Below are 21,749 nucleotides of genomic sequence, written 5' to 3'. Positions count from 1 at the left end.
TGTAAAAACCCCACCCAATCAGGAAGGACCGCCCATGAATGGCCTGTCGATCAATGGCGTCAAGCACTGGCCGCGCGAATCACGCCCCCGCGAAAAACTGCTCGCCCGAGGCCCCACCGCGCTGAGCGATGTCGAGTTGCTCGCCCTGCTGCTGCGCACCGGCATCACCGGCAAGGACGTGCTGCAGCTGGCCCATGAACTGCTGAGCCGTTTTGGCGGCATCAGAGGCCTGCTGGACGCCGGTGCCGACTCCCTCAAGCAGATCAAGGGGTTGGGACCCGCCAAACGCGCGGAAGTGGTCGCGGTGCTGGAGATCGCGCGCCGCGCGCTGACCGAGAAGCTGGAGAAACGACCCGTCTTCGAGAGCCCCAAAGCCGCGCGGGAATACCTTCAGCTGCAGCTGGGCGCACGGCCCCATGAGGTGTTCGCCGTGATGTTCCTGGACAGCCAGAACCGCCTGATCGCGATGGAAGACATGTTCCGGGGCACGCTCTCCCAGGCGACCGTGTACCCGCGCGAGATCGTGGTGCGCGCCCTGCACCACCACGCCTCGGCCGTGGTGCTGGCGCACAACCACCCCAGCGGCAACGCCGAGCCCTCGCTGGCCGACATCGAACTGACCCGCACCGTGCTCACTGCCCTGGCCCTGGTGGATGTGCGCGTGCTGGACCATTTCGTGGTCACGCGAGACAAGGCCGTTTCCATGGCCCAGGAAGGCATGATGTAAGGCCGTGTCTCAGGAAGTTGTCATGGCCGACTGCGGCTCTTACGCGGCTGGTGGTTGAATCCGTGGCGATGTCGCCGCCGTCTGGTGCCGGCACTAGTAGTGAAGTCTCAAAGAACTGTTCATCCGTCCCCGAGCTGAGAAGCTGTAGCTACCACACCATCGCAACTCAGGACAGAAGACGGATGAACAGCCATCAGCATGCCGATTGACGCCCGCAGGTCGAGCCCTACTGGGCGCTGGCCGCGTAGCGCGTCCAGGCGCTGAAGACGCCCGCGGCAGCGCGCTGAGCATCGTCCCCACCTAGCCACAGCCCCCGCACGACCCGGCCGAGGTCGGCCGTGCCAAGGTCGCCCAGGTTGCCCTGCACCAGCGCCTGCCGAGCCCGAAAGCGCTGCGGAGCGACCGGCTCCAGCAAGGAACAACGCAGGGACACGTGCAGATAGCCCGCCAAGGCCGCCAGCGGCGCGGGAGACGGCCACAGGCCGGGTGGTACTCGGGCGCTCACCGTCCACACGATCAGCGCCTGCGACACCCGCTCGGGCGCATCGCCCTCGGAGAAGCCTAGCATCAGGTGACCGTCCCGCCATTCGAGCACGGGCGCCACCAGAGCGGCGCCAAGCATGTCCCCTGAGGCATGGATGATCGACGCCATGGGCGAGGCAGCAGTTAACAGACGGACCAGCGAGACATACGCCCCACGTGCCCCGCCCCCATCGCCCAGGCCGTTGGGCAGATTCATCGGAGCCACGAACCAGACTGACTCATCGCACGGGCCGCATTCCTGGCGGCAGTGATGCGCGGGCGCTGCGCATGCGGTGGATCGTCCTTACGGTGTAGATGCCCACACCCACCCACACCAGCAGGAACATGATGAGGGAGTGCCGCGAGAAAGGCTCGGCGAACCAGAACACGGCCAGCAGGAAATTGCAGGTAGGTGAGATGTACTGGAGAAAGCTCATAGGCACGGTGGGCAAGTTTCGCGTGGCCACCGTGTACCACCACATGGGCAACACGTTGATCACTCCGAGCATGAACAGCAGGACGTTGTCGGTCAGGCTGGTGGTCCGGAAGGACTGCAAGGAGCCCTGTTGTGCGTAGTGCGCGAATATGAGCATCGCCGCCGGCAGTAAGGCAAGCAACTCGAGGGCGACCGAAACCTGCGCATCAAAGTTGACGTTGGCACGCTTGTAGACCGTATAGCCCGCGTAGCACAGGCCGAGGCCGATGGCTAAGAACGGAAAGCTGCCTTGGGTGGCGATGGCGTAGTACCCAATGCCCGCAAAAGAAACCAACACCGATGCCGCCGACCAGCGGTCGATGCGCTCCCTCAGGAACACCATGCCCATCACCACGGTGAAGATGGGCCCGAGATAGTACCCGAGACCCGCCTCCAGCACGCGGTTGTTAGTTACGCAGTACATATAAAGAAACCACCAGACGGCCAGGATGGCGGCGCAGATGGCCACGATAGGCAGCTTGGTGACGTCTCTAACGAGTTGCCGAAACTGCACACCCTTGCGATAGACGAAGAACAGCAGGGGCATCAGAAACACGATGGACCACAGGATCCGGTTGGCCAGCAACTCATAAGTATGAATATGGGAGAGCGGCCGGTACCACAAGGGGTATGTGCCCCATATGAGAGAGGCACCGACACCGGCATGGATACCCAGGCCGATGTTCTGCTGTTCGTTTGGGTTTTGCATGGCGTTTTCCTCGAAGCCTCAGTGGGCCACCATGGCGCTCGCGTGGATGCCAATCACCGCGCGACCGGAAGGATCGTCGATCAATTGCCCTCTCAGCCAGGCACTAGCTGCCTCGGTAGCGTTGCCCGCCGACTTGCCGCCAGGTGCGCAAAACACCGCCGATCGATGCGGGAAGAGCTCCTCGAAGATGGAGCGGTACAGGTAGGCCTCCTTGGACCCTGGGGTGTTGTGGGGGAAGCGGTGCCCCGCCGCTTGCAGCGCGCGATCCGTCACTGCCTGCGCGGCCATGGCCTTCAAGCCATCGATCCACCCATAACCGACACCATCGGACGACTGCTCCTTCTGACGCCATGCGATGCTGGGCGGCAAGTAGTCGGCAAAGGTCTCGCGCAGGATGTGCTTTTCCATCCTACCGTCACCGCACATCTTGAAGTGGGGGTCGATACGCATCGCCACGTCAAGGAACCGCCGGTCCAGGAAGGGCACCCGGGGTTCCACGCCCCAGGACAGCAGGGTCTTGTTGACCCTCAGGCAGTCATAGAGATGCATCATCGACAGTTTCCGAAGGCACTCCTCATGAAGCTCGCGAGGACCCGGTGCCTTGTGGAAGTACAGATAGCCTCCGAAGGCCTCGTCGGATCCGTCACCGGTGAGCACGACCTTCACGCCATTGCCGCGAATCTTCCTCGCCAGCATCTGCATCGGCGTCGACGCCCTGACCGTCGTCACGTCGTACGACTCGATGTGCCAGATGGTCTTCCGAATGGCGTCGAAACCTTCTTCGATCGTGTAGACGTGCTCGAAGTGGCGGGTGCCGAGAAAGGCGGCCATCTCACGCGCGGCGGCAAGGTCGGGCGATCCCTCCAGGCCAATGGAGAAGGAGCACAGGTCCGACGCCCGGCCACCGGCTTGAACGTACTTGCGGACCGCGATGCTGGACACCAGCGACGAATCGAGTCCGCCCGACAGCAACAAGCCGAACGACACATCTGACATCATGTGCGACTCGACCGACTCCTCCAGCGCCTCGCGCAAGGCCGCGACTTCGCTCGACCAGCCGCTCACGCCCTCGAAGTTCTGCCAATCCCGTTCGTAGTATCGGACAGGCGCCGGCGATGCACTATTCAGGTAGTGCCCGGGTGGAAGGATCTCGATGCGCTCGCACACGCCCACCAAGGCTTTCATCTCTGAGGCCACGTACAGGGCGCCACTGGCGTCATGGCCGTAGTAGAGGGAGAGGATGCCCATGTGATCCCGGCCGATCAAGTAGGTCCCGGTGCGTTGGTCCAGGATGGCGAAAGCGAACATGCCCCGCAGGCGCTGCAGGCAGGCCACGCCTTCTTCCATGTACGCAGCTAGGATGGCCTCGCAGTCCGACGCTGTTGCGAAAGGGTACTGCGCGAACGTCTGACGGATCTCGTGGTGGTTGTAGATCTCGCCGTTGGCCACGAGTGCGACCGATCGGTCCTGGCTGTAGAGAGGTTGGCCACCGGTAAACACATCGACGATCGAGATGCGGTTGTGTACTAGGACGCCGCCCGGACATGAGAAGACGCCGTGCGAGTCGGGCCCGCGGTGGATCATGAGATTGGACTGATCTACCGCGATCCGCCGCGCCTCCCGCTCGGAAACTGCGGGATTGAAAATGCCAAAAATGGAACACATGCCTCGGTTCTCCTCGAACACAATTGGGGGTTAACGCAAACGGAAAGTGGCGGTGCGTAAAGTGCCCGCCTGATCAGCGGGGGCTCAGGCAATCGATGAAGCGCGCACCTCGAGAAGATTGGGCCTCGTCAGCCCCAGCTCGGACACTAGGTCCGCCACGCCCTCGAAGTCGCCACTACCGTACTGTTCGGTACATTGCGGCGGGCGCAGGCCGTCACTATCGGGAAGGCCTCGGTAGAGCTGATCCAACACATCTGCCCATAGGCGCGTTTCCCGGCTGGCGAAGGCGGATTGGGCCTCGTAGAGCGAACGCACGAACAACGCCCTCTCATCGGCGCTGCAGTCCTGCACGACCGGCCGCACCAGCATCGGGAATAGGCGCTTGTGACAAACCTCATCGGCCTTGTGCAGCGCTACGGCGGTGCGGAACAGGGGCTGGATATCGTCAGCCTCGCTCAAAAGCGATAGGTAGTCGCTGATGAAGATCTCCGATACGGTCGCGTAGGCCAAGCGCACGAGAGCGAAGCGGCGGGTGTCCGCGATCTCGCGCTGCTGCTCGTCCAGCCGCAAGGTGAGATCGAACGCGGGCATGCGCACGTCGATGCCTCGGAAGGACGAGGTCATCCGGCACAACTCGGCCGCCACGAGCGTGTGAAAGCCTTCATCGGTGATGGTTTCTGCGACCGCGCTCAACTCGCGATCCGACAGTCGGTGAGACGTGCTCAGTTGCATTAGGTCGAGACAGGCAGGAATGATGATCTGCGTCTCGATCGAGATCGTCTTGTGGCTGTAGACCAGCCAAGCCGCCGACAGGCACGCGGACTGAAGGTGCTGCGGACATTGATGAAAGGCAGGGTCATCCCGGAAGGGCAGCAGCGCCGTCACGAAGTCAGGCGCTTCGGGATCGAGGGCCGGCTCCCAAACCCATGGCCGTCGCACTGTCGCTCGCGCGTACCAGCTGTCGACGAATCGCGCCATCAAGGCGTCTGAAGTTTTGTCGTACGCAGCCCCGCCATAGCGGAGATACTGGGAACCTGATGTCAAGTAGAACCTCCTTTTTGGTCTTATAAAGTACTACTTTATAAATCATATTTTGCGTATATATATTTTTAATAAATACTTATTACTACTTTTAATGAAGCATTCATGCAGCCGATGGATATAGAAATGTCTTGTAAGGCGACGGCCCTGGCGCCCCAATGGCGGACATGAAGGCGACCACCCTCGGCGAACTCAAGGCCATCCGCAACGCGCTGGCCGAGGGCCGCGCGCGAGAAACCGCCGAGCGCGAGGCCGAACGCCTGGCCGCGGCCCGCCGCGAGCGCGAGCACCGGCTGTTCGAGCTGGCGGTGGGCCCGGTGCAACGCCTGCCCCACCGGGGCCACATCGAGCCGCGCCCAGTGCCGGTGGACCCCTTGCCCCTGCAGCGCCAGCGCGACGAAGCCTCGGTGATGCGCGAGGCGCTGTCGGATGAGTTCGATGTCGAGACCCTGCTGCACACCGACGAGTTGCTGAGCTACCGCCGCCCGGGCCTGGGGCCGGAGATCGTGCGCAAGCTGCGCGAGGGCCGCTGGAGCATCCAGCGCCAGATCGACCTGCATGGCCTGCGCACCGACGAAGCCCGCGAGGCCCTGGGCCGTTTCATCCGCGAGGCCCACCTGGCCGGCCTGCGCTGCGTGCGCGTGGTGCACGGCAAGGGCCTGGGCTCGCCCGGGCGCACCCCGGTGCTGAAGAACCGCGTGCTGCGCTGGCTGGTGCAGAAGAAGGAGGTGATCGCCTTCGTGCAGGCGCGCCCGGCCGAGGGCGGCGCCGGCGCGCTGGTGGTGCTGTTGCGCTCGGGCTGACGCAGGTCCATACTGCATGCCCGCTGTTGGAAAGGACCGCATATGCTGGCCAACGCTGCAGTGACCACCATGCTCCCCGTCGTCGACATGGCACGGGCCCGCAAGTTCTACGAAGGAGGGCTCGGGCTGGTGCCCGGCGGCTCCCGACCGGATGGCAAATTCGTGTACCGGGTGGGCGGCAGCACCCTGGCGCTGTTCCCCAAGCCCGAAGGCACCAAGGCCGAGCACACGGCGATCAGCTTCCAGGTGGCGGACATCGCGGCCACCATCGCGAAGCTGAAGCAGGCCGGCGTGGTGTTCGAGGACTACGACTTCCCGGACTTCAAGACCGTGGACCACGTGTGCGTGCTCGGCGCCGAGAAGGCCGCGTGGTTCAAGGACACCGAAGGCAACTACCTGTGCCTGCACGAGGACATCCCGCAGCTGGCCGCCGCGGGTTGAGACGCTAGCCCGGCGAGTTGCGCATCCAGTCCGCGGTCTGGAAGAAGCTGGTCTTGAGCCGCTCGCGCAGCGGCGCGTCCACGCCGGTCTCGCCCATGGCCTGGTCCATGCAGGCCAGCCACTGGTCGCGCTCGATGATGCCGATGGCGAACGGCATGTGCCGCATGCGCAGCCGCGGGTGGCCGAACTGCTCGGTGTAGTGCTGCGGGCCGCCGAGCCAGCCGCAGAGGAACCAGAACAGTTTCTGGCGCGCGCTGTCCAGCGAGTTGCCGTGCGCGGCGCGCAGTTCGCGGTAGCGCGGCTCGATGTCCATGAGGTCGTAGAAGCGGTCGACGAGTGCGCGCACCTGGCCCTCGCCGCCGATCCAGTCGAAGGGCGTGGCGTGCTGCGTGGGTTCCTGGGGTTGAATCAGATCGCTCATGCCGTTGTTCAGACTGCTGCCTTGCGCAAGGTTTCCACCACCGGCGTGCGCAGCACGCTGCGCAGCCCCCACCAGCCCGCCAGCAGCGCCAGCAAGGCGCCCGCGACGGCGCCGCCCAGCGGCACCCAGGGCGAAGCCGTCCACGAGAACTGGAACACGAAGCGCGCCAGCGCCCAGCCCACCGCGACCGCCACGGCCGAGGCCAGGAAGCCCGCCAGCAGGCCCACGCCGAGCAGCTCGATGCGCTGCACCTGGCGCAGCAGCTTCGAGCCCGCGCCCACGGCGCGCAGGATGGCGAACTCGCGCTCGCGCTCGCCGCGTGTGGCCGTGACGGCCGAGAGCAGCACCACCAGACCGGCCGCGAGCGTGAAGGCGAACAGGAATTCCACCGCGCTGATGACCTGGCCCAGCACGCGCTGCACCTGGGCGATGGTCTGGCTCATGTCGACGTTGGTGATGTTGGGAAACTGGCGCACCAGCCCGTTGTCGAAACCGTTCGTGGGCTCGGGCGCGCGGAACGCGCTGATGTAGCTCAGCGGCACGTCGGGCACCTGGGCCACCGGGAACACCACGAAGAAGTTCACCCGCATCGAGCCCCAGTCCACCTTGCGCAGGCTGGTGATGCGGCCTTCGGTCACCTGACCCGCGATGTCGAAGCCCAGGCGGTCGCCGAGCTTGAGGCCGAGTTCTTCGGCCAGGCCTTCTTCCACGCTCAGCGCATCGGGCTCGTTGTCGGTCCAGCGGCCGGCGATCACGGGGTTGTGCTCAGGCACGGTGGCGGAGTTGGAGAGGTTGAACTCGCGGTCCACCAGGCGCTGCGCGCGGTCTTCGGTGAAGTCTTCGGGCACCACGGCCTTGCCGTTGATGGTGACCAGCCGGCCCCGGATCATGGGGTACCAGTCGTAGCGCTGCACCCCGGCCTGCCGCAGCGCCTGCTGGAACGCCTCGCCCTGGTCGGGCTGCACGTTGATGACGAAGCGGTTGGGCGCGTCGGGCGGCGTGGCGTTGCGCCAGCTGGAGATGAGGTCGGTGCGCAGCAGCACCAGCAGCACCAGGGCCAGCAGGCCGACGGCGAGCGCGCTGATCTGCACCACGGCATAGGCCGGGCGCGCCGAGAGCTGGCGCGTGGCCATGACGAGCGCGCGCGGCGCGGTGGCTTCGTTCACGCTGGCGCGCAGCACGCGCACCGCCGCGTAGCTGGCGGCGGCGAACAGCAGCACCGCGCCCGCGAAGCCGCCCACGGCGATGGCGCCGAGCAGCAGGTCGCGGCTGGCCGCGAGCAGCAGCGCGGCAAAACCGGCCACGCCCAGGCCCAGCACGGCCAGGGTGGCGGGCTTGAGCTGGCCCACGTCGCGGCGGATCACGCGCAGCGGCGGCACCTGGGCCAGCTGCAGCACTGGCGGCAGGCCAAAGGCCATCATGAGCGTGAGGCCCATGCCCAGGCCGAGCAGCACCGGCGCGATGCTGGGCGCGGGCAGGCTGGCTTCGACCAGCCCGGCCAGCAGCAGCACGAAGGCGTGGTGCACCGCGTAGCCGATGGCCACGCCCAGGGCGCTGGCGAACAGGCCGATGAGCGCGAATTCGAGCGTGTAGGCGCGCGCCATGGTGCCCTGCGACAGGCCGAGCACGCGCAGCATGGCGCAGTCGTCCAGGTGGCGCTGGGCGAAGCCGCGCGCGGCGATCGCCACGGCCACGGCGCACAGCAGCGCGGCCAGCAGGGCCACGAGGTTGAGGAATTTTTCGGCGCGCCCCAGCGTCTGCTGCATCTCGGGCCGGCCGCCTTCGAGCGACTCCAGCCGCATGCCGCGCACGTCGGGCTGCTCCATGGCCTTCGTGGCCCAGTGGCTGAAATCGGCCACGCGAGCCTCGTTGCCGATCACGGCCAGGCGGTAGGTCAGGCGGCTGGCGGGCTGCACCAGGCCGGTGGCGGGCAGGTCGGCCGCGTTGAGCATGACGCGCGGCGCGAAGCTCATGAAGCCGGCGCCCCGATCGGGTTCGACCGTGATGAGGCGCGCGATGGTGAGCGCCGAGTCGCCCAGCAGCAGCGTGTGGCCCATCTTCAGGTCGAGCGCGACCAGCAGGGCTTCGTCCACCCACACGGTGCCGGGGGCGGGAATCTCGCGGGTGGCGCTGTCGGGCCCGCCCTGGGCCTCGGCCACGCGCAGGCTGCCGCGCAGCGGGTAGCCCTCACCCACGGCCTTGAGCGCCACCAGGCGCGCGGCACCGCCTTCTTCTTCGCGCGCGCGGCCCATGGTGGGAAAGCCCAGCGTCTGCGTGGTGCTCAGGCCCAGTTCGCGCGCCCGGGCCTCGAACGAGGGCGGCGGCACGTGGTCGCTGCTGATCACCGCGTCGCCGCCGAGCAGCGCGCTGGCGTCACGCGTGAGGCCGCCCTGCAAGCGGTCGGCGAAGAAACCCACCGCCGTGAGCGCGGCCACCGCGAGGGTGACGGCGAGCATCAGCAGGCGCAGTTCGCCGGCGCGCCAGTCGCGGACCAGGGAGGACCAGCCCAGGGTCCAGAAGCGGATGGGCAAGGAGGGGGTGGGCGGTGTCATGGTGCGGGGTTCGAGCGCGCGCGGCCCGACTGGTTCACTTCGTCCCAAAGATTCGGTCGCCCGCGTCGCCCAGACCCGGGACGATGTAACCGTGTTCGTTCAGCCCGCGGTCCACGGCGGGGGTGTAGACCGGCACGTCGGGGTGGGCGTCGTGGAAGGTCTTGAGGCCTTCGGGGCAGGTCACCAGACAGACGAAGCGGATCGAGCGCGGGTTCGTCTTCTTGAGCCGGTCCACCGCGCTCACGGCGGAGTTGCCGGTGGCGAGCATGGGGTCGAGCACGATCACGTCGCGTTCGTGCATGTCGTGCGGCATCTTGAAGTAGTACTCCACCGCCTTGAGGGTGGCGGGGTCGCGGTACAGGCCGATGTGGCCGACGCGCGCGCCCGGGATCACCTGCAGCATGCCGTCCAGGAAACCGTTGCCCGCGCGCAGGATGGAGGCCAGAACCACCTTCTTGCCGTCGATGACGCGCGAGGTCATCTTCTCCAGCGGGGTCTCGATCTCGATCTCCTGCATCGGCATGTCGCGCGTGATCTCGTAGGCCAGCAGGGCGCTGAGCTCGTGCACGAGTTCGCGGAAGCTCTTGGTGCTGGTGTCCTTGCGGCGCATGAGGGTGAGCTTGTGCTGCACCAGGGGGTGGTCAATGACGTGGACGTCTCGGCTCATGGGAGGGGTCTCTCGGAGGGGGGTGATCCGAGTTTATGCCCGAACGCGCGGGCGCCGCCGCTTCAGGACGCGGGGGCGGCGCGCTCACGGGCCACGGGCGCGGCCGGCGGCACCGCGTCCAGCACCAGGCGCTGGGGGTTGGCGTAACACAGGAAGCGCTGGTTGGTGGCGCGGCCGATGGCGCACAGGCCCACGCGCAAGGCCACGTCCAGCCCCATCTGCGTGATGCCGCTGCGCGAGACCACCACCGCCACGCCCATCTGGGCCGACTTGATCACCATCTCGCTGGTGAGGCGGCCAGTGGTATAGAAAATCTTCTCGCCCGTAGGCGCGTCCGATTGCAGAGCCATCCAGCCCGCGATCGTGTCCACCGCGTTGTGGCGGCCCACGTCTTCCACGAACAGCTGCAGCTCCTGCCCATGAAACAGCGCGCAGGCGTGCACCGAGCCGGCCGACTTGTAGGTGCTCTCCTTGAGCCGGATCGCGTTGACGATGGCGTAGAGCTGCGACTGCGTCAGCCCGGCCTCGTCGGGCAGGCGGATGCTGTCGATCTCGTCCATGAGGTTGCCGAACACGCTGCCCTGGCCGCAGCCGGTGGTGACCACGCGTTTGGAGGTGCGCTCCTCGATGCGGTCGATGCCGTGCCGGGTCTTGACCGACGCGGCGTTCACGTCCCAGTCCACGGTGATGGATTCGACCTCCTCCACCGAAGCGATGAGCCGCTGGTTGAGCAGGTAGCCCAGCACCAGCCACTCGGGCTGCGCGCCCAGCGTCATGAGCGTGACCAGCTCGCGCTTGTCCACGTAGACCGTGAGGTCGCGCTCGGCGGGGATGGAGATGGTCTCGCGCGCGCCGTGCTCGTTCATGACCTCGACTTCACGGGTCAGCGGCGCGCGCGCCTGGGTCAGTTGGGGCAACAGGGGCATGGGCGAAGACTACCGCATGAAAAGGGCCGCCACCCGAGGGTGCGGCCCATGGCAAGACAGGGAAAGCGGTTTATTTCTTGGCCGGCGTGGTCACCGCGGCGGGGGTGTTCGTGCTCGGTGGGCCCTTGGCGGTTTCCGCCGGTGAGTGGGCACCCGCAGCCTCGATCGGTTTGGGGGCGGTGTAGGCGAAGGGGCCCGGGTCGGTGCAGGCCGGGGCATTGGCCGTCGCCGGTGGCACGCTCTTGCCGGTGGCCGCGGCGGTCTTGAAGTAATTGGCGGCGGCCTTGTCCATGTAGGCGCACAGCTTGTAGCCATCGACCTTGGCGGCCCAGGCCGTCTTGGCCGCCGCTTCGGCGGCCTTGGCCTTGGCCTCTTCCGTCGGCGGCGGGGGCGCGGGCAGCTTGGCGTGGGCCGTGGCGGCCAGCAGCAGGGTCAGGCACAGGAGGCTGCGTTTCATGGGTTGTCCTCGTTGTCTCGTTGTGTTCAGGCCTTGACGGCGCGCGAGGCCTCGGCCGCGCTGGCCGCGTCCACCGGGCCCGCCGTGCGTTGCGCGGGGATCTTGCCGGCCTTGATGTCGTCGTACCAGAGTTCGTGGTGTTCCCTGGCCCAGGTCTCGTCCACGTAGCCGGTCTTCATGGCCTTGTAGGCGCCCTTCATGCCGATCGTGCCCAGGTAGATGTGGCCCATGAACAGCGCCATCATCAGCACCGCGGCACTGGCGTGGATCATGTGCGCGATCTGCATGTTGCCGCGCGTGTAGTCCACCGAGGGCAGCAATTTGTCCAGGAACAGGCCCGAGCCCACCACGATCAGGCCGAAGAAGAACACGCCGGCCCAGAACACCACCTTCTCGCCCGCGTTGAAGCGGTGCGAAGGCACTTCCTGGCCGCTGAACAGGCCACCGCCCTTGAGCAGCCAGGTGATGTCTTCCTTGGCCGGCAGGTTGTCCTTGATGAAGGTGAGGATCACCACCACCAGCGACACCGCGAACAGCGGCCCGGCGAAGTTGTGCAGGTTCTTCAGCGCGTAGGTCAGCCAGCCGAACAGCGTGCTGCCGATGATGGGCAGCAGGAAGAACTTGCCGAAGGCCATGATGATGCCGGAGACCGCCAGCGCCACGAAGGCGATGGCGTTGACCCAGTGCGCGGCGCGCTCGAAGTAGGTGAAGCGCTCGATCACGCGGCCGGTGGGCTGACCGTGCACGGGGATCGCGCCCTTGGCGAAATAGAACAGCGCGATGGCGACCGCGACGATGAGCAGCACCGAGCCGCCGTAGGGAATGATCCACTGGTTGCGCACCTGCCGCCAGGCTTCGCCCGCGTTGGTCAGGCGCGCGCCGGGGTAGTTCACGAACGGCTGGATCAGGTTGCCGGCCTCGGGGTACGGCAGGCTGGAATAGCCGGTCACGCCCTTGCCCACGTCGCGCCACATCGGCGCGTTGTTGCCGGGCTGCACCTTGCCGCGTTCGGCGTTGGTCTGCTCCGGGTACTTCGGGTCCTTGTTCGCGTCGGGTGCGATCTCGAAGATGTTGGCGCCCTTGATGCCACCCATCTGGCCACTGGCCGGTGCGGCCGCGCCGGCGGGCGCCGGGTCTTCCTGCGGTGGCTCCACCTTGAGCGTCTGGGCATTGGCCCAGGCCGCGCTCAGCGTCAGCAGCGCCATGCACCACACCTTGGGCGACGCCAGGTGGCGCAGGCCTTGAGTCAGGAGGCTGTACATGGTGGGGGCCTCAGGGTTTGTTGCCGCCCATGCGGGTGTAGTCGTTCTGGCCGTACTGCGCGCGCGTCTTGAGCTGCTGTTCCCAGCTGGTCTTGTCGCCCGCCTTCCAGTTGGTGTTGGCGTACTGGCTGCTGCCCACGCCCTGGTACGGCGCGCTGTCCTGCTTGACGCCGGCCGCGTTCATTTCCTGCGGTTTCTCGCCGCAGGCGGTGAGCGCGAGCAAGGCGGCGGCCACGGTGGTGGTGAGTGCGAAGCGGCGCATCATGACTTGGTCCCTTGTGCGGTGCCGTACGCGGTGCCCCAGCCCCAGACTTCGGCGCCCTTGCCGCGTTGCAGCACGCGGTTGCGGAAGATGTCGGCCACCACGTCGCCGTCACCGGCGAGCAGGGCCTTGGTCGAGCACATCTCGGCGCAGGCCGGCAGCTTGCCTTCGGCCAGGCGGTTGCGGCCGTACTTCTCGAACTCGCTCTGGCTGCCGTGGGCCTCGGGGCCGCCGGCGCAGAAGGTGCACTTGTCCATCTTGCCGCGCACGCCGAAGGTGCCCTGCGAAGGGAACTGCGGCGCGCCGAACGGGCAGGCGTAGGAGCAGTAGCCGCAGCCGATGCAGACGTCCTTGTCGTGCAGCACCACGCCTTCGTCGGTGCGGTAGAAGCAGTTGACCGGGCAGACCGCCATGCAGGGCGCGTCGCTGCAGTGCATGCAGGCCACCGAGATCGACTTCTCGCCCGGAATGCCGTCGTTGAGCGTGACCACGCGGCGGCGGTTCACGCCCCAGGGCACCTCGTGCTCGTTCTTGCAGGCGGTGACGCAGCCGTTGCATTCGATGCAGCGTTCGGCGTCACAGATGAATTTCATTCGTGCCATGTGGTGCTCCTGGTCTTATGCTTTTTCGACGTTGCAGATCGTGGTCTTGGTTTCCTGCATCATCGTGACGATGTCGTAACCGTAGGTCGTGCCGGTGTTGACGGCCTCGCCGCGCACCACGGGGAAGGCGCCGTCGGGGTAGTAGGGCTTCATGTCCACGCCCTGCCAGCGGCCCGAGAAGTGGAACGGCAGCCACACCGTGTCGGGTCCCACGCGCTCGGTCACCAGCGCCTGCACGTTCAGGCGCGCGCCGGTCGGGGTGTTGACCCACACGCGCTCGCCGTTGCGCACACCACGCTCGGCCGCCGCCTTCGGGTTGATCTCGACGAACATCTCCTGCTGCAGTTCGGCCAGCCAGGGGTTGGACCGCGTTTCCTCGCCACCGCCCTCGTACTCGACCAGGCGGCCCGAGGTCATGATGAGCGGGAATTTCTCGTGCATCTTGTCGTCCACGTTTTTCTGCTGGAGCGACTTGTAGAGGATGGGCAGGCGCCAGACGGTCTTGCGGTCGTCGTGGGTCGGGTACTTGGCGATCAGGTCCGGGCGCGTGCCGTAGATCGGCTCGCGGTGCTGCGGCACGGCATCGGGGAAGTTCCACACCACGGCGCGCGCCTTGGCGTTGCCGAACGGGTGGCAGCCGTGGGCCATGGCCACGCGGATGATGGCGCCGGTCGGGTCGGTCTTCCAGTTCTTGCCCTCGGCGGCCTTCTGCTCGGCCTCGCTGAGGTCGGCCCACCAGCCCAGCTTCTTGAGCAGCACGTGGTCGAACTCGGGATAGCCGGTGGTGATCTCCGAACCGACCGAGTAGGAACCGTCTTCGGCCAGCAGGGACTTGCCCTCGCGCTCCACGCCGAAGTTGGCGCGGAAGTTGCCGCCGCCTTCCATCACGTGCTTGGAGGTGTCGTACAGGTTGGGTGAGCCGGGGTGCTTGATCTGCGGCGTGCCGTAGCAGGGCCAGGGCAGGCCGAAGTAGTCGCCGGTCATGTCGTAGCCGGTTTCCTTGTCCACCACCTTGCCCTTGGCTTTGAGCGTCTTCACGTCGAAGGCGTTCATGTTGCGCATGTGGGCCTTGAGGCGCTCCGGGCTCTGGCCGGTGTAGCCGATGGTCCAGACCGACTTGTTGATCTCGCGCAGGATGTCTTCGGGCATGGGCTCGTCCAGGCCTTTGATCTTCTGCATCTTGTAGTTCTTGCTGAGCTCGGTGGCGAAGCCGAGTTTTTCAGCGAACTGGTGCATGATCATGTGGTCGCTGCGGCTCTCCCACAGCGGGTCGATGACCTTCTCGCGCCACTGCAGCGAGCGGTTGGACGCGGTGCAGGAACCGCTGGTCTCGAACTGCGTGGCCGCCGGCAGCAGGTACACCGCGCGGTTGGGGTTGAGGTCCTCGGGCTTGCCGGGCATGGCAGCCATCGAGGCGGTGGCCGAGGGGTACGGGTCCACCACCACCAGCAGGTCCAGCTTGTCCATCGCGCGCTTCATCTCCAGACCGCGGGTCTGCGAGTTGGGCGCATGGCCCCAATAGAACACGCCGCGCAGGTTCGGGCCCTGGTCGATCAGCTCGTTGTTCTCGAGCACGCCGTCGATCCAGCGCGAGACCGTGATGCCGGGCTTCTCCATCGTGCCGTCGGCGTACTGTTTCTTGATCCACTCGTAGTCCACGCCCCAGGCGTTGGCGAAGTGGCGCCACGAGCCGGCGGCCAGGCCGTAGTAGCCGGGCAGCGAGTCGGGGTTGGGGCCGACGTCGGTCGCGCCCTGCACGTTGTCGTGGCCGCGGAAGATGTTGGTGCCGCCACCGCTCTTGCCCACGTTGCCCAGCGCCAGCTGCAGGATGCACGAGGCGCGCACCATGGCGTTGCCGATGGTGTGCTGCGTCTGGCCCATGCACCAGACGATGGTGGCCGGCTTGGCTTCGGCCAGCATCTTGGCCACCTTGAACATCTGCTCTTCCTTGACGCCGCAGGCCTCTTCCACGGCCGCCGGCGTCCACTTCGCCATCACGTCGGCCTTGACGGCTTCCATGCCGTAGACGCGGTCGTTGATGTACTGCTTGTCTTCCCAGCCGTTCTTGAAGACGTGGTACAGCACGCCGAAGAGGAAGGGGATGTCGGTGCCGGAGCGGATGCGCACGTACTCGTCGGCCTTGGCCGCGGTGCGGGTGAAGCGCGGATCCACCACGATCATCTTGCAGCCGGTTTCCTTGGCGTGCAGCATGTGCAGCATGGAGACCGGGTGCGCCTCGGCGGCGTTGGAGCCGATGTACAACGCGCACTTGCTGTTCTGCATGTCGTTGTACGAGTTGGTCATGGCGCCATAACCCCAGGTGTTCGCCACGCCGGCCACCGTGGTGGAGTGGCAGATGCGCGCCTGGTGGTCGCAGTTGTTGGTGCCCCAGAAGCTCACGAACTTGCGCATGAGGTACGCCTGTTCGTTGCTGTGCTTGGAGGAGCCGATGAAGTACACCGAGTCGGGGCCGCTGGCCTCGCGCAGTTCCTTCATCTTCGCGGTGATCTCGTTGAGCGCGGTGTCCCAGCTGATGCGCTGGTACTTGCCGTTCACCAGCTTCATCGGGTAACGCAGGCGGTACTCGCCGTGGCCGTGCTCGCGCAGCGATGCGCCCTTGGCGCAGTGCGCACCGAGGTTGATGGGGGAGTCGAACACCGGTTCCTGGCGCACCCAGACGCCGTTCTCCACGATGGCATCGGCCGCGCAGCCCACCGAGCAGTGCGTGCAGACGGTGCGCTTGACCTCGATCTTGCCGGTGCCGTCGATGGACTTGCCGCCCGACGCGGCCTCGGCCTTCTTCACCAGCGTGAGCTGGCTCGCGGCCAGGCCGACGCCCACACCCAGGCCCGAGCGGCGCAGGAAGGCGCGGCGGTCCATGGTGGGCAGGGCCGTCGACAGGCCACGCTGCAGGCGGTGCACGAAGCCGGAGGACGTGGAAGAGGGTGCGCGCGAAGCGTGCGCACCCGACGGGGATTTTTTGGTCAGCAACATGGGAGGCGCTCCTGTTCGCTCAGATGCGGGTGGTCTGGTAGTACTGCTTGACGTGATCGCTCAGCGAGTAACCACCGCCCTTGGTGGGCGCCGGCTTGGGCTCGGCCACGGCGGCCGCGTCTTCAGGCGCGACGCGGGGCAACAGGGTGGCCGCGGCGGCCAGCGCGCCCACGGTGGACGCGCCCGCAAACAGAGTGCGGCGCTTGAGGTTCGGACGGCCTTCTTCGGGCGTGGATCGTGGGGACTTGTTCATGCATGTCTCCTGTGGGGTTCGGTCCCGCATCACAACATGCGGGCCTTTTGCATACGTCGAATCTAACCGGCCCCCACCCCCTATGCAAGCCATCCATAAGGGCGCCCTCCGCGTGAAATGCGATCGGTTCTCATCGCCGCATGTCGCAGCGCAGCATGCTGCCGCGCTTCCGAATTCATAGCCAGAACCGTGCCATGGTGCCGGCGTGGACCACCCCTCGCACGGACCCCGGGGGGTTGCGGGGCGATGCGCTTCACGGCCTAGGGATAACCCATGGAACGAATCCATTACGCGCTGGCGTGGACCGTCAAACTGTCCATCGTCGATGCGACAAATTGTCGCGACCGCCCTCCCGCGCGCGGGGTCGGAAATGCGCCAATACCCCAGTGATTTCGTAGGCTTACTCCGTAGAATCCTTCGGGGTGGACACCCCCTTTCTTCCCCCCTCGCCCGAAAGAACCCTGGAGGGTTGGCCCGACTGGTCGATCCTGATCGTCGACGACGAACAGGGCATGCTCAACTTCCTCGTCAAGACGCTGGCACCGCGCTGCCACTTCGTGATGAGCGCCTCCAGCGCCGAGGACGGCGCGCAGTGGCTGCGCGGCCACCACGTGGACCTGGTGATCCTCGACATCTCGCTGCCCGGCAAGAGCGGCGTGGTCTGGCTCAAGGAGTTGCGCGAACAGGGCTTCACCGGCGAGGTGATCCTGATCACCGCCTTCGCCGACCTGGACACCGCCATCGAAGCGCTGCGCGCGGGCGCGTCGGACTTCATCCTCAAACCGTTTCGCGTGCCGCAGATCCTCAACGCGGTGAAGCACTGCTACGAGCGCTCGCGCCTGCGGCGCGAGAACTTCGTGCTGCGCCGCGCGGTGGTCACCAGCGCGCCCGGGCGCGCGGCGCTGGTCGGTGCCTCGCCGGCCATGCAGCATCTGCGCGAGTCGATCGCGCGCGTGGCCCCGGTCAACAGCACCGTGCTGCTGCAGGGCGAGTCGGGCACCGGCAAGGAGCTGGTGGCGCGCGAGCTGCACGCGCTCAGCAGCCGCGCGGGCGGCCCCTTCGTGCCGGTCAACTGCGCGGCGGTCTCGCCCGAGCTGATCGAGAGCGAGCTGTTCGGCCACGCCAAGGGCGCGTTCAGCGGCGCCACGCGCGCGCGCGACGGCCTGTTCCACTACGCGCAGGGCGGCACGCTGTTCCTCGACGAGATCGCCGAGCTGCCGCTGTCCATCCAGGCCACGCTGCTGCGCGCGATCGAAGACCTCAACATCCGCCCGGTGGGCAGCGAACAGCTGGTGCCGCTGAACCTGCGCATCGTCGCCGCCACCAACCGCCAGCTCAGCGAGGAGGTGGCGGCCGGCCGCTTCCGCAAGGACCTCTACTTCCGCCTGCAGGTGGTGGACCTCACGCTGCCGCCGCTGCGCGAGCACAAGGACGACATCGCCGAACTCGTGGCGCACTTCATCGCCCAGCTCGCGCCCTCGCTCGGCGTGGAGCCCCTGGTCATCAGCGAACCCGAGATGGACTTCCTGCGCCAGTACGACTGGCCCGGCAACGTGCGCGAGCTGCGCAATCTGATCGAGCGCTCGCTGATCCTGGGCAGCCTCAACGTGTCGGCGCTGTACCCGGGCCAGACCCGCCGCCCCGAGGCCAGCAGCGCCGCGCCCACCGATCTGCACACGCTGGAGAAGATGCACATTCTCTCGGTGCTCGATTCGGTGCAGGGCGACAAGACGCGCGCGGCGCAATTGCTCGGCGTCTCGCGCCGCACACTGGAACGCCGCGTGGCCGAATGGGGCGCGACATGACACCGACACCCTGCGCATGAGCTTCTGGCGCGCCCCCCGCTGGCTGGCCGGCTCGGTCCGCAACAAGCTGCTGGCGATGGCGCTGCTGCCGCTGTTGCTGGCGTTCCCGATGCTGGTGCTGGCGCTGGCCCTGTGGGGCAACGTGGCCTACGACCGGCTGCTGATCACCAAGGTGCGCAGCGACCTGGCGGTGGCGCACGGTTACTTCGAGCAGGTGCTCAGCGAGGTCGGCTCGGGCACACAGGGCGTGGCCGGCTCACAGGCGCTCTACACCGCGCTGCGGCCCGCGAACCCCACGGACCGGCGCGACGTGAGCGAGCAACTGGCGTTGGCCCGCGAACGGCTCGGGCTGGACTTCCTGCTGCTCTACACGCCACAAGGCCAGCCGCTGGCGCGCGCGGTGCCCGCCGGGCTGAGCAACGCGGATGCGAGCGCGCCGATCCCGCTCATGCCCCCCGCGCTCGGGGGTTCGGTGAGCGACAACGGCCGCTCGGCCGCGCGCGCGCGATTGCTGGTGCTGGAGCCGGAAGAACTGGAGGCCCTGGCGCCGCACCTCTCGCCGCGCCTGCGCATTTCGCTGGTGGCCACGCGCAACGCCGCGCCCGACACGCGCGAGGCCGAGCACCGCGCCATGGTGATGCTGGCCACCCACCCGGTGCGCGACGCGGCGGGCCAGACGATCGCGCTGCTCGCGGGCGGCCTGCTGCTGAACCAGAACCTGGATTTCATCGACCACATCAACCGCATCGTGTACCCCGAAGGCTCCTTGCCGTTCGGCAGCCAGGGCACGGCCACGCTGTTCATGGACGATGTGCGCATCACCACCAACGTGCGCCTGTTCCAGGACCAGCGCGCGATCGGCACACGCGTGTCGCAGACGGTGCGCGACGCGGTGCTGGGCCGGGGCCAGACCTGGCTGGACCGCGCCTTCGTGGTGAACGACTGGTACGTCTCGGCCTACGAGCCCTTGCTGGACGCGCACGACCAGCGCATCGGCATGTTGTACGTGGGGTACCTGGAGGCGCCGTTCCGGCTGGTGCGCTACGCGATGCTGGGGGTGATGGGCCTGATCTTCCTGGGCGTGATGGCGCTCTCGGCCTGGTTCTCGCTGCGCTGGGCGCGCAGCATTTTCCAGCCGGTGCAGCGCATGAACCGCACGATGCAGCTGGTGGAGGAAGGCCAGTCGGGCGCGCGCGTGGGCGAGATTTCGGCGCGCGACGAGCTGGGCGCGTTGGCGGGCCATCTGGACGAGTTGCTGGACGTGATCGACGACAAGACGGCGGCCTTGCAGCGCTGGGGCGAGGAGCTGGACCACAAGGTGGCGGAGCGCACGGCGGAGCTGGAGGCGAGCAACGCGTCGTTGCAACTGGCGCAGCAGCAGTTGGTGAAGAGCGAGAAGCTGGCGGCGATCGGTCAGCTGACGGCGAGCATCGCGCACGAGATCAACAACCCGATCGCGGTGATGCAGGGCAATCTGGATCTGATGCGCGAGACGCTGGGGGCGGCGAGCCGGCCGGTGGCGTCGGAGCTGAAGTTGCTGGACGAGCAGGTGGAGCGCATGCGCATCATCGTGACGCAGTTGTTGCAGTACGCGCGGCCGACGGAGTACGCGGGGTATGTGGAGACGCTGGACATCAACCGGACGATGGAAGACTGTCTGGTGCTGGTGGGGCATCTGCTGGCGCAGACGCACATTCGCGTGGAGCGGGATCTGCAGGCGGCGCGGCGCGCGGGTTGCAATCGGCAGGAGTTGCAGCAGGTGGTGATCAATTTGTTGATCAACGCGATTCAGGCGATGGCGCAGGGTGGGGTGTTGCGGTTGGTGACGCGGGATTGGGTGGATGAGTTGGGGCGCGGGGGTGTGAGGTTGTGGGTGCAGGACAGTGGCCCGGGTCTTTCCGCCGAGGTGCTGGAGCGTTTGTTCCGGCCGTTTTTCACGACGAAGAACGATGGGAATGGGTTGGGGTTGTGGATCAGTCAGGGCCTGGTGGAGCGCTATGGGGGGCACATCACGGCCGAGAACCTCTCTGCTGGTTCCGGTGCTTCTTTTTGCGTGGCTTTGTTGACGGAACCTCATGCGCCTGAGGCTGCGCCTACCCGGGATGGGCGGCCTGGGGGGCTCTGAGTTTCTTTTTGGTTTTTCGCTCGTCGACCTCGCGTCAGGCCGGTGGCGGGATCCGAATGCTCCGGCCCTGCTCACGGACGTCTGCCCGGGTCCGCATACACCACTTCGTCAACACCGGGACGGCGCGCAGGCTCTGTGGCAACCGCGAATGGGGGCCTGCGCATTCGGACGCCGCCACCGGCCTGCGAAACAACGCAGGCACACCCAGCTTGGCGCGCCACCATCTCATGGGGGCGGGTGGTTTGGGCATGAGGGCGCCGGCCCCATTCGCGGTTGCCACAAAAGCTTGCGCGCCCACCCGGTGTTGACGAAGTGGTGTGAGCGGACACGGGCAGTCTCCCGCGAGCGGCCGGCGCCAGCATGACCGGACCACCCGACCCCGCCAACCCGGCAGAGCGAAACGCCTAGGAGAAACTCAGGCCAACATATCGAAGCCCTGCGCCTCGACGTTGACAAAAGCCCGGGTGAACCCAGCCAAGGCCGCATAAAAAGAAGCCTTGGGATGCCCGGCAATCGCATCGCACATCTGCAGTACCCACGGCTGCAGATGCGTGGTGAAGAACTTCTGCTGTTGCGTGAGGTTGGCCACCTCCACCTCGTCACCCGCGATCAGATAACGCATCACTTCACAGAGGTAAGCGATGTGGTCCTCCGTCTCCGGCATCGTCTCGTCGCGCGCCAGACCCAGCGCCGCCAGATCGTTGCGCAAGGCCGCCAACGGTTTCTCGTTCAGGAAACCGCTGAGGTAGTGCGAACCGAACACGAACACATCCGGCTTGCCCACACCACCGAACAGCGCGTCGTACTCCGCCGCCACCGCCTCATCGCTCAGCGCACGCGCAGCCGCCACCACCTCGCGCCACGGCTCCTCCAGAAAACCGCCGGCCGCCGGCGCCTCGGTCACCGCCACGCGCAGCTGCGCCATCAGCTCCGCCGGCGGCGGCGCGTAATACAGCGCCGCCAGCAGGCCGTACACCTCGGCACGGGCGGTTTCTTCGTCCAGCGCGGAAGACGACGAGACGGGAATGGCGTTGTTCATG

Annotated in this window: 20 protein-coding genes; 5 read left to right on the top strand and 15 right to left on the bottom strand. The window is 66.7% G+C overall.

What is annotated here, in order from left to right:
• Positions 1-34: 34 nt before the first annotated feature.
• Complete coding sequence (gene radC / locus AC3WPZ_RS12960) at positions 35-727, top strand: RadC family protein (protein ID WP_492439934.1); 693 nt, start codon at positions 35-37, stop codon at positions 725-727.
• Positions 728-953: 226 nt separating this feature from the next.
• On the opposite strand, the gene AC3WPZ_RS12955 is transcribed toward radC, so the two are convergent.
• From AC3WPZ_RS12955 to AC3WPZ_RS12940, 4 genes are all read right to left on the bottom strand, one after another.
• A complete protein-coding gene (locus tag AC3WPZ_RS12955; protein ID WP_492439932.1) occupies positions 954-1,349 on the bottom strand; it encodes a hypothetical protein in 396 nt (131 codons plus the stop codon).
• Positions 1,350-1,488: 139 nt separating this feature from the next.
• Complete coding sequence (rarD, locus tag AC3WPZ_RS12950; RefSeq protein WP_492439930.1) at positions 1,489-2,433, bottom strand: EamA family transporter RarD; 945 nt, start codon at positions 2,431-2,433, stop codon at positions 1,489-1,491.
• 18 nt (positions 2,434-2,451) lie between these two features.
• Positions 2,452-4,098 (bottom strand): asparagine synthase B, encoded by a 1,647-nt coding sequence (gene asnB / locus AC3WPZ_RS12945; RefSeq protein ID WP_492439928.1) that lies wholly within the window; start codon positions 4,096-4,098, stop codon positions 2,452-2,454.
• 84 nt (positions 4,099-4,182) lie between these two features.
• On the bottom strand, positions 4,183-5,142 hold the full coding sequence (locus AC3WPZ_RS12940; RefSeq protein WP_492439926.1) for a diiron oxygenase: 960 nt from the start codon (positions 5,140-5,142) through the stop codon (positions 4,183-4,185).
• 155 nt (positions 5,143-5,297) lie between these two features.
• Between AC3WPZ_RS12940 and AC3WPZ_RS12935 the strand changes: the two genes are divergently transcribed.
• A complete protein-coding gene (locus tag AC3WPZ_RS12935) occupies positions 5,298-5,942 on the top strand; it encodes a Smr/MutS family protein (protein ID WP_492439924.1) in 645 nt (214 codons plus the stop codon).
• Positions 5,943-5,984: 42 nt separating this feature from the next.
• Entirely contained in the window at positions 5,985-6,383 is a 399-nt protein-coding gene (locus tag AC3WPZ_RS12930; protein ID WP_382323431.1) for a VOC family protein, read from the top strand.
• A 4-nt stretch (positions 6,384-6,387) separates the two neighbouring features.
• Here the strand turns inward: AC3WPZ_RS12930 and AC3WPZ_RS12925 are convergent, their stop codons facing one another.
• From AC3WPZ_RS12925 to AC3WPZ_RS12880, 10 genes are all read right to left on the bottom strand, one after another.
• Positions 6,388-6,804, bottom strand: coding sequence for a group II truncated hemoglobin (locus AC3WPZ_RS12925; RefSeq protein WP_382323430.1), 417 nt, complete (start codon positions 6,802-6,804; stop codon positions 6,388-6,390).
• An 8-nt stretch (positions 6,805-6,812) separates the two neighbouring features.
• The gene (locus AC3WPZ_RS12920) at positions 6,813-9,356 is read right to left on the bottom strand and encodes an ABC transporter permease (protein WP_492439921.1); all 2,544 of its coding nucleotides are present in this window, start codon (positions 9,354-9,356) and stop codon (positions 6,813-6,815) included.
• 34 nt (positions 9,357-9,390) lie between these two features.
• Entirely contained in the window at positions 9,391-10,023 is a 633-nt protein-coding gene (upp, locus tag AC3WPZ_RS12915; protein WP_382323429.1) for a uracil phosphoribosyltransferase, read from the bottom strand.
• A 62-nt stretch (positions 10,024-10,085) separates the two neighbouring features.
• Entirely contained in the window at positions 10,086-10,949 is an 864-nt protein-coding gene (locus AC3WPZ_RS12910) for a formate dehydrogenase accessory sulfurtransferase FdhD (RefSeq protein ID WP_382323428.1), read from the bottom strand.
• A gap of 70 nt (positions 10,950-11,019) precedes the next feature.
• Entirely contained in the window at positions 11,020-11,406 is a 387-nt protein-coding gene (locus AC3WPZ_RS12905) for a hypothetical protein (RefSeq protein ID WP_382323427.1), read from the bottom strand.
• 26 nt (positions 11,407-11,432) lie between these two features.
• Entirely contained in the window at positions 11,433-12,668 is a 1,236-nt protein-coding gene (locus tag AC3WPZ_RS12900; RefSeq protein ID WP_492439919.1) for a formate dehydrogenase subunit gamma, read from the bottom strand.
• Positions 12,669-12,678: 10 nt separating this feature from the next.
• Complete coding sequence (locus AC3WPZ_RS12895) at positions 12,679-12,933, bottom strand: hypothetical protein (RefSeq protein WP_291115507.1); 255 nt, start codon at positions 12,931-12,933, stop codon at positions 12,679-12,681.
• Entirely contained in the window at positions 12,930-13,532 is a 603-nt protein-coding gene (gene fdh3B / locus AC3WPZ_RS12890) for a formate dehydrogenase FDH3 subunit beta (protein WP_291115509.1), read from the bottom strand. Before fdh3B ends, AC3WPZ_RS12895 begins: the two co-directional genes overlap by 4 nt.
• A 15-nt stretch (positions 13,533-13,547) precedes the next feature.
• On the bottom strand, positions 13,548-16,526 hold the full coding sequence (locus AC3WPZ_RS12885) for a formate dehydrogenase subunit alpha (RefSeq protein WP_492439917.1): 2,979 nt from the start codon (positions 16,524-16,526) through the stop codon (positions 13,548-13,550).
• A 19-nt stretch (positions 16,527-16,545) separates the two neighbouring features.
• Positions 16,546-16,779 carry a formate dehydrogenase gene (locus AC3WPZ_RS12880; protein WP_382323426.1) on the bottom strand — a complete coding sequence of 78 codons (234 nt, stop codon included), beginning with the start codon at positions 16,777-16,779 and terminating at the stop codon, positions 16,546-16,548.
• Between the two features lie 422 nt (positions 16,780-17,201).
• Between AC3WPZ_RS12880 and AC3WPZ_RS12875 the strand changes: the two genes are divergently transcribed.
• Together AC3WPZ_RS12875 and AC3WPZ_RS12870 are read left to right on the top strand one after the other, a co-directional pair.
• Positions 17,202-18,584, top strand: a complete 1,383-nt coding sequence (locus AC3WPZ_RS12875) for a sigma-54-dependent transcriptional regulator (RefSeq protein WP_382323425.1) — start codon at positions 17,202-17,204, stop codon at positions 18,582-18,584.
• Between the two features lie 16 nt (positions 18,585-18,600).
• Positions 18,601-20,709: a sensor histidine kinase gene (locus tag AC3WPZ_RS12870; protein ID WP_492439915.1), complete on the top strand. Its 2,109-nt coding sequence runs from the start codon at positions 18,601-18,603 to the stop codon at positions 20,707-20,709.
• Positions 20,710-21,124: 415 nt separating this feature from the next.
• Here the strand turns inward: AC3WPZ_RS12870 and AC3WPZ_RS12865 are convergent, their stop codons facing one another.
• The gene (locus AC3WPZ_RS12865; protein WP_382327281.1) at positions 21,125-21,748 is read right to left on the bottom strand and encodes a TorD/DmsD family molecular chaperone; all 624 of its coding nucleotides are present in this window, start codon (positions 21,746-21,748) and stop codon (positions 21,125-21,127) included.
• Position 21,749: the final 1 nt, after the last annotated feature.

Source organism: Hydrogenophaga sp. FW305-3-2-15-A-LB1 (assembly GCF_058787875.1).
Note: the sequence above shows the minus strand (reverse complement) of the source record. Positions and strands in the feature narration are given on the sequence as shown.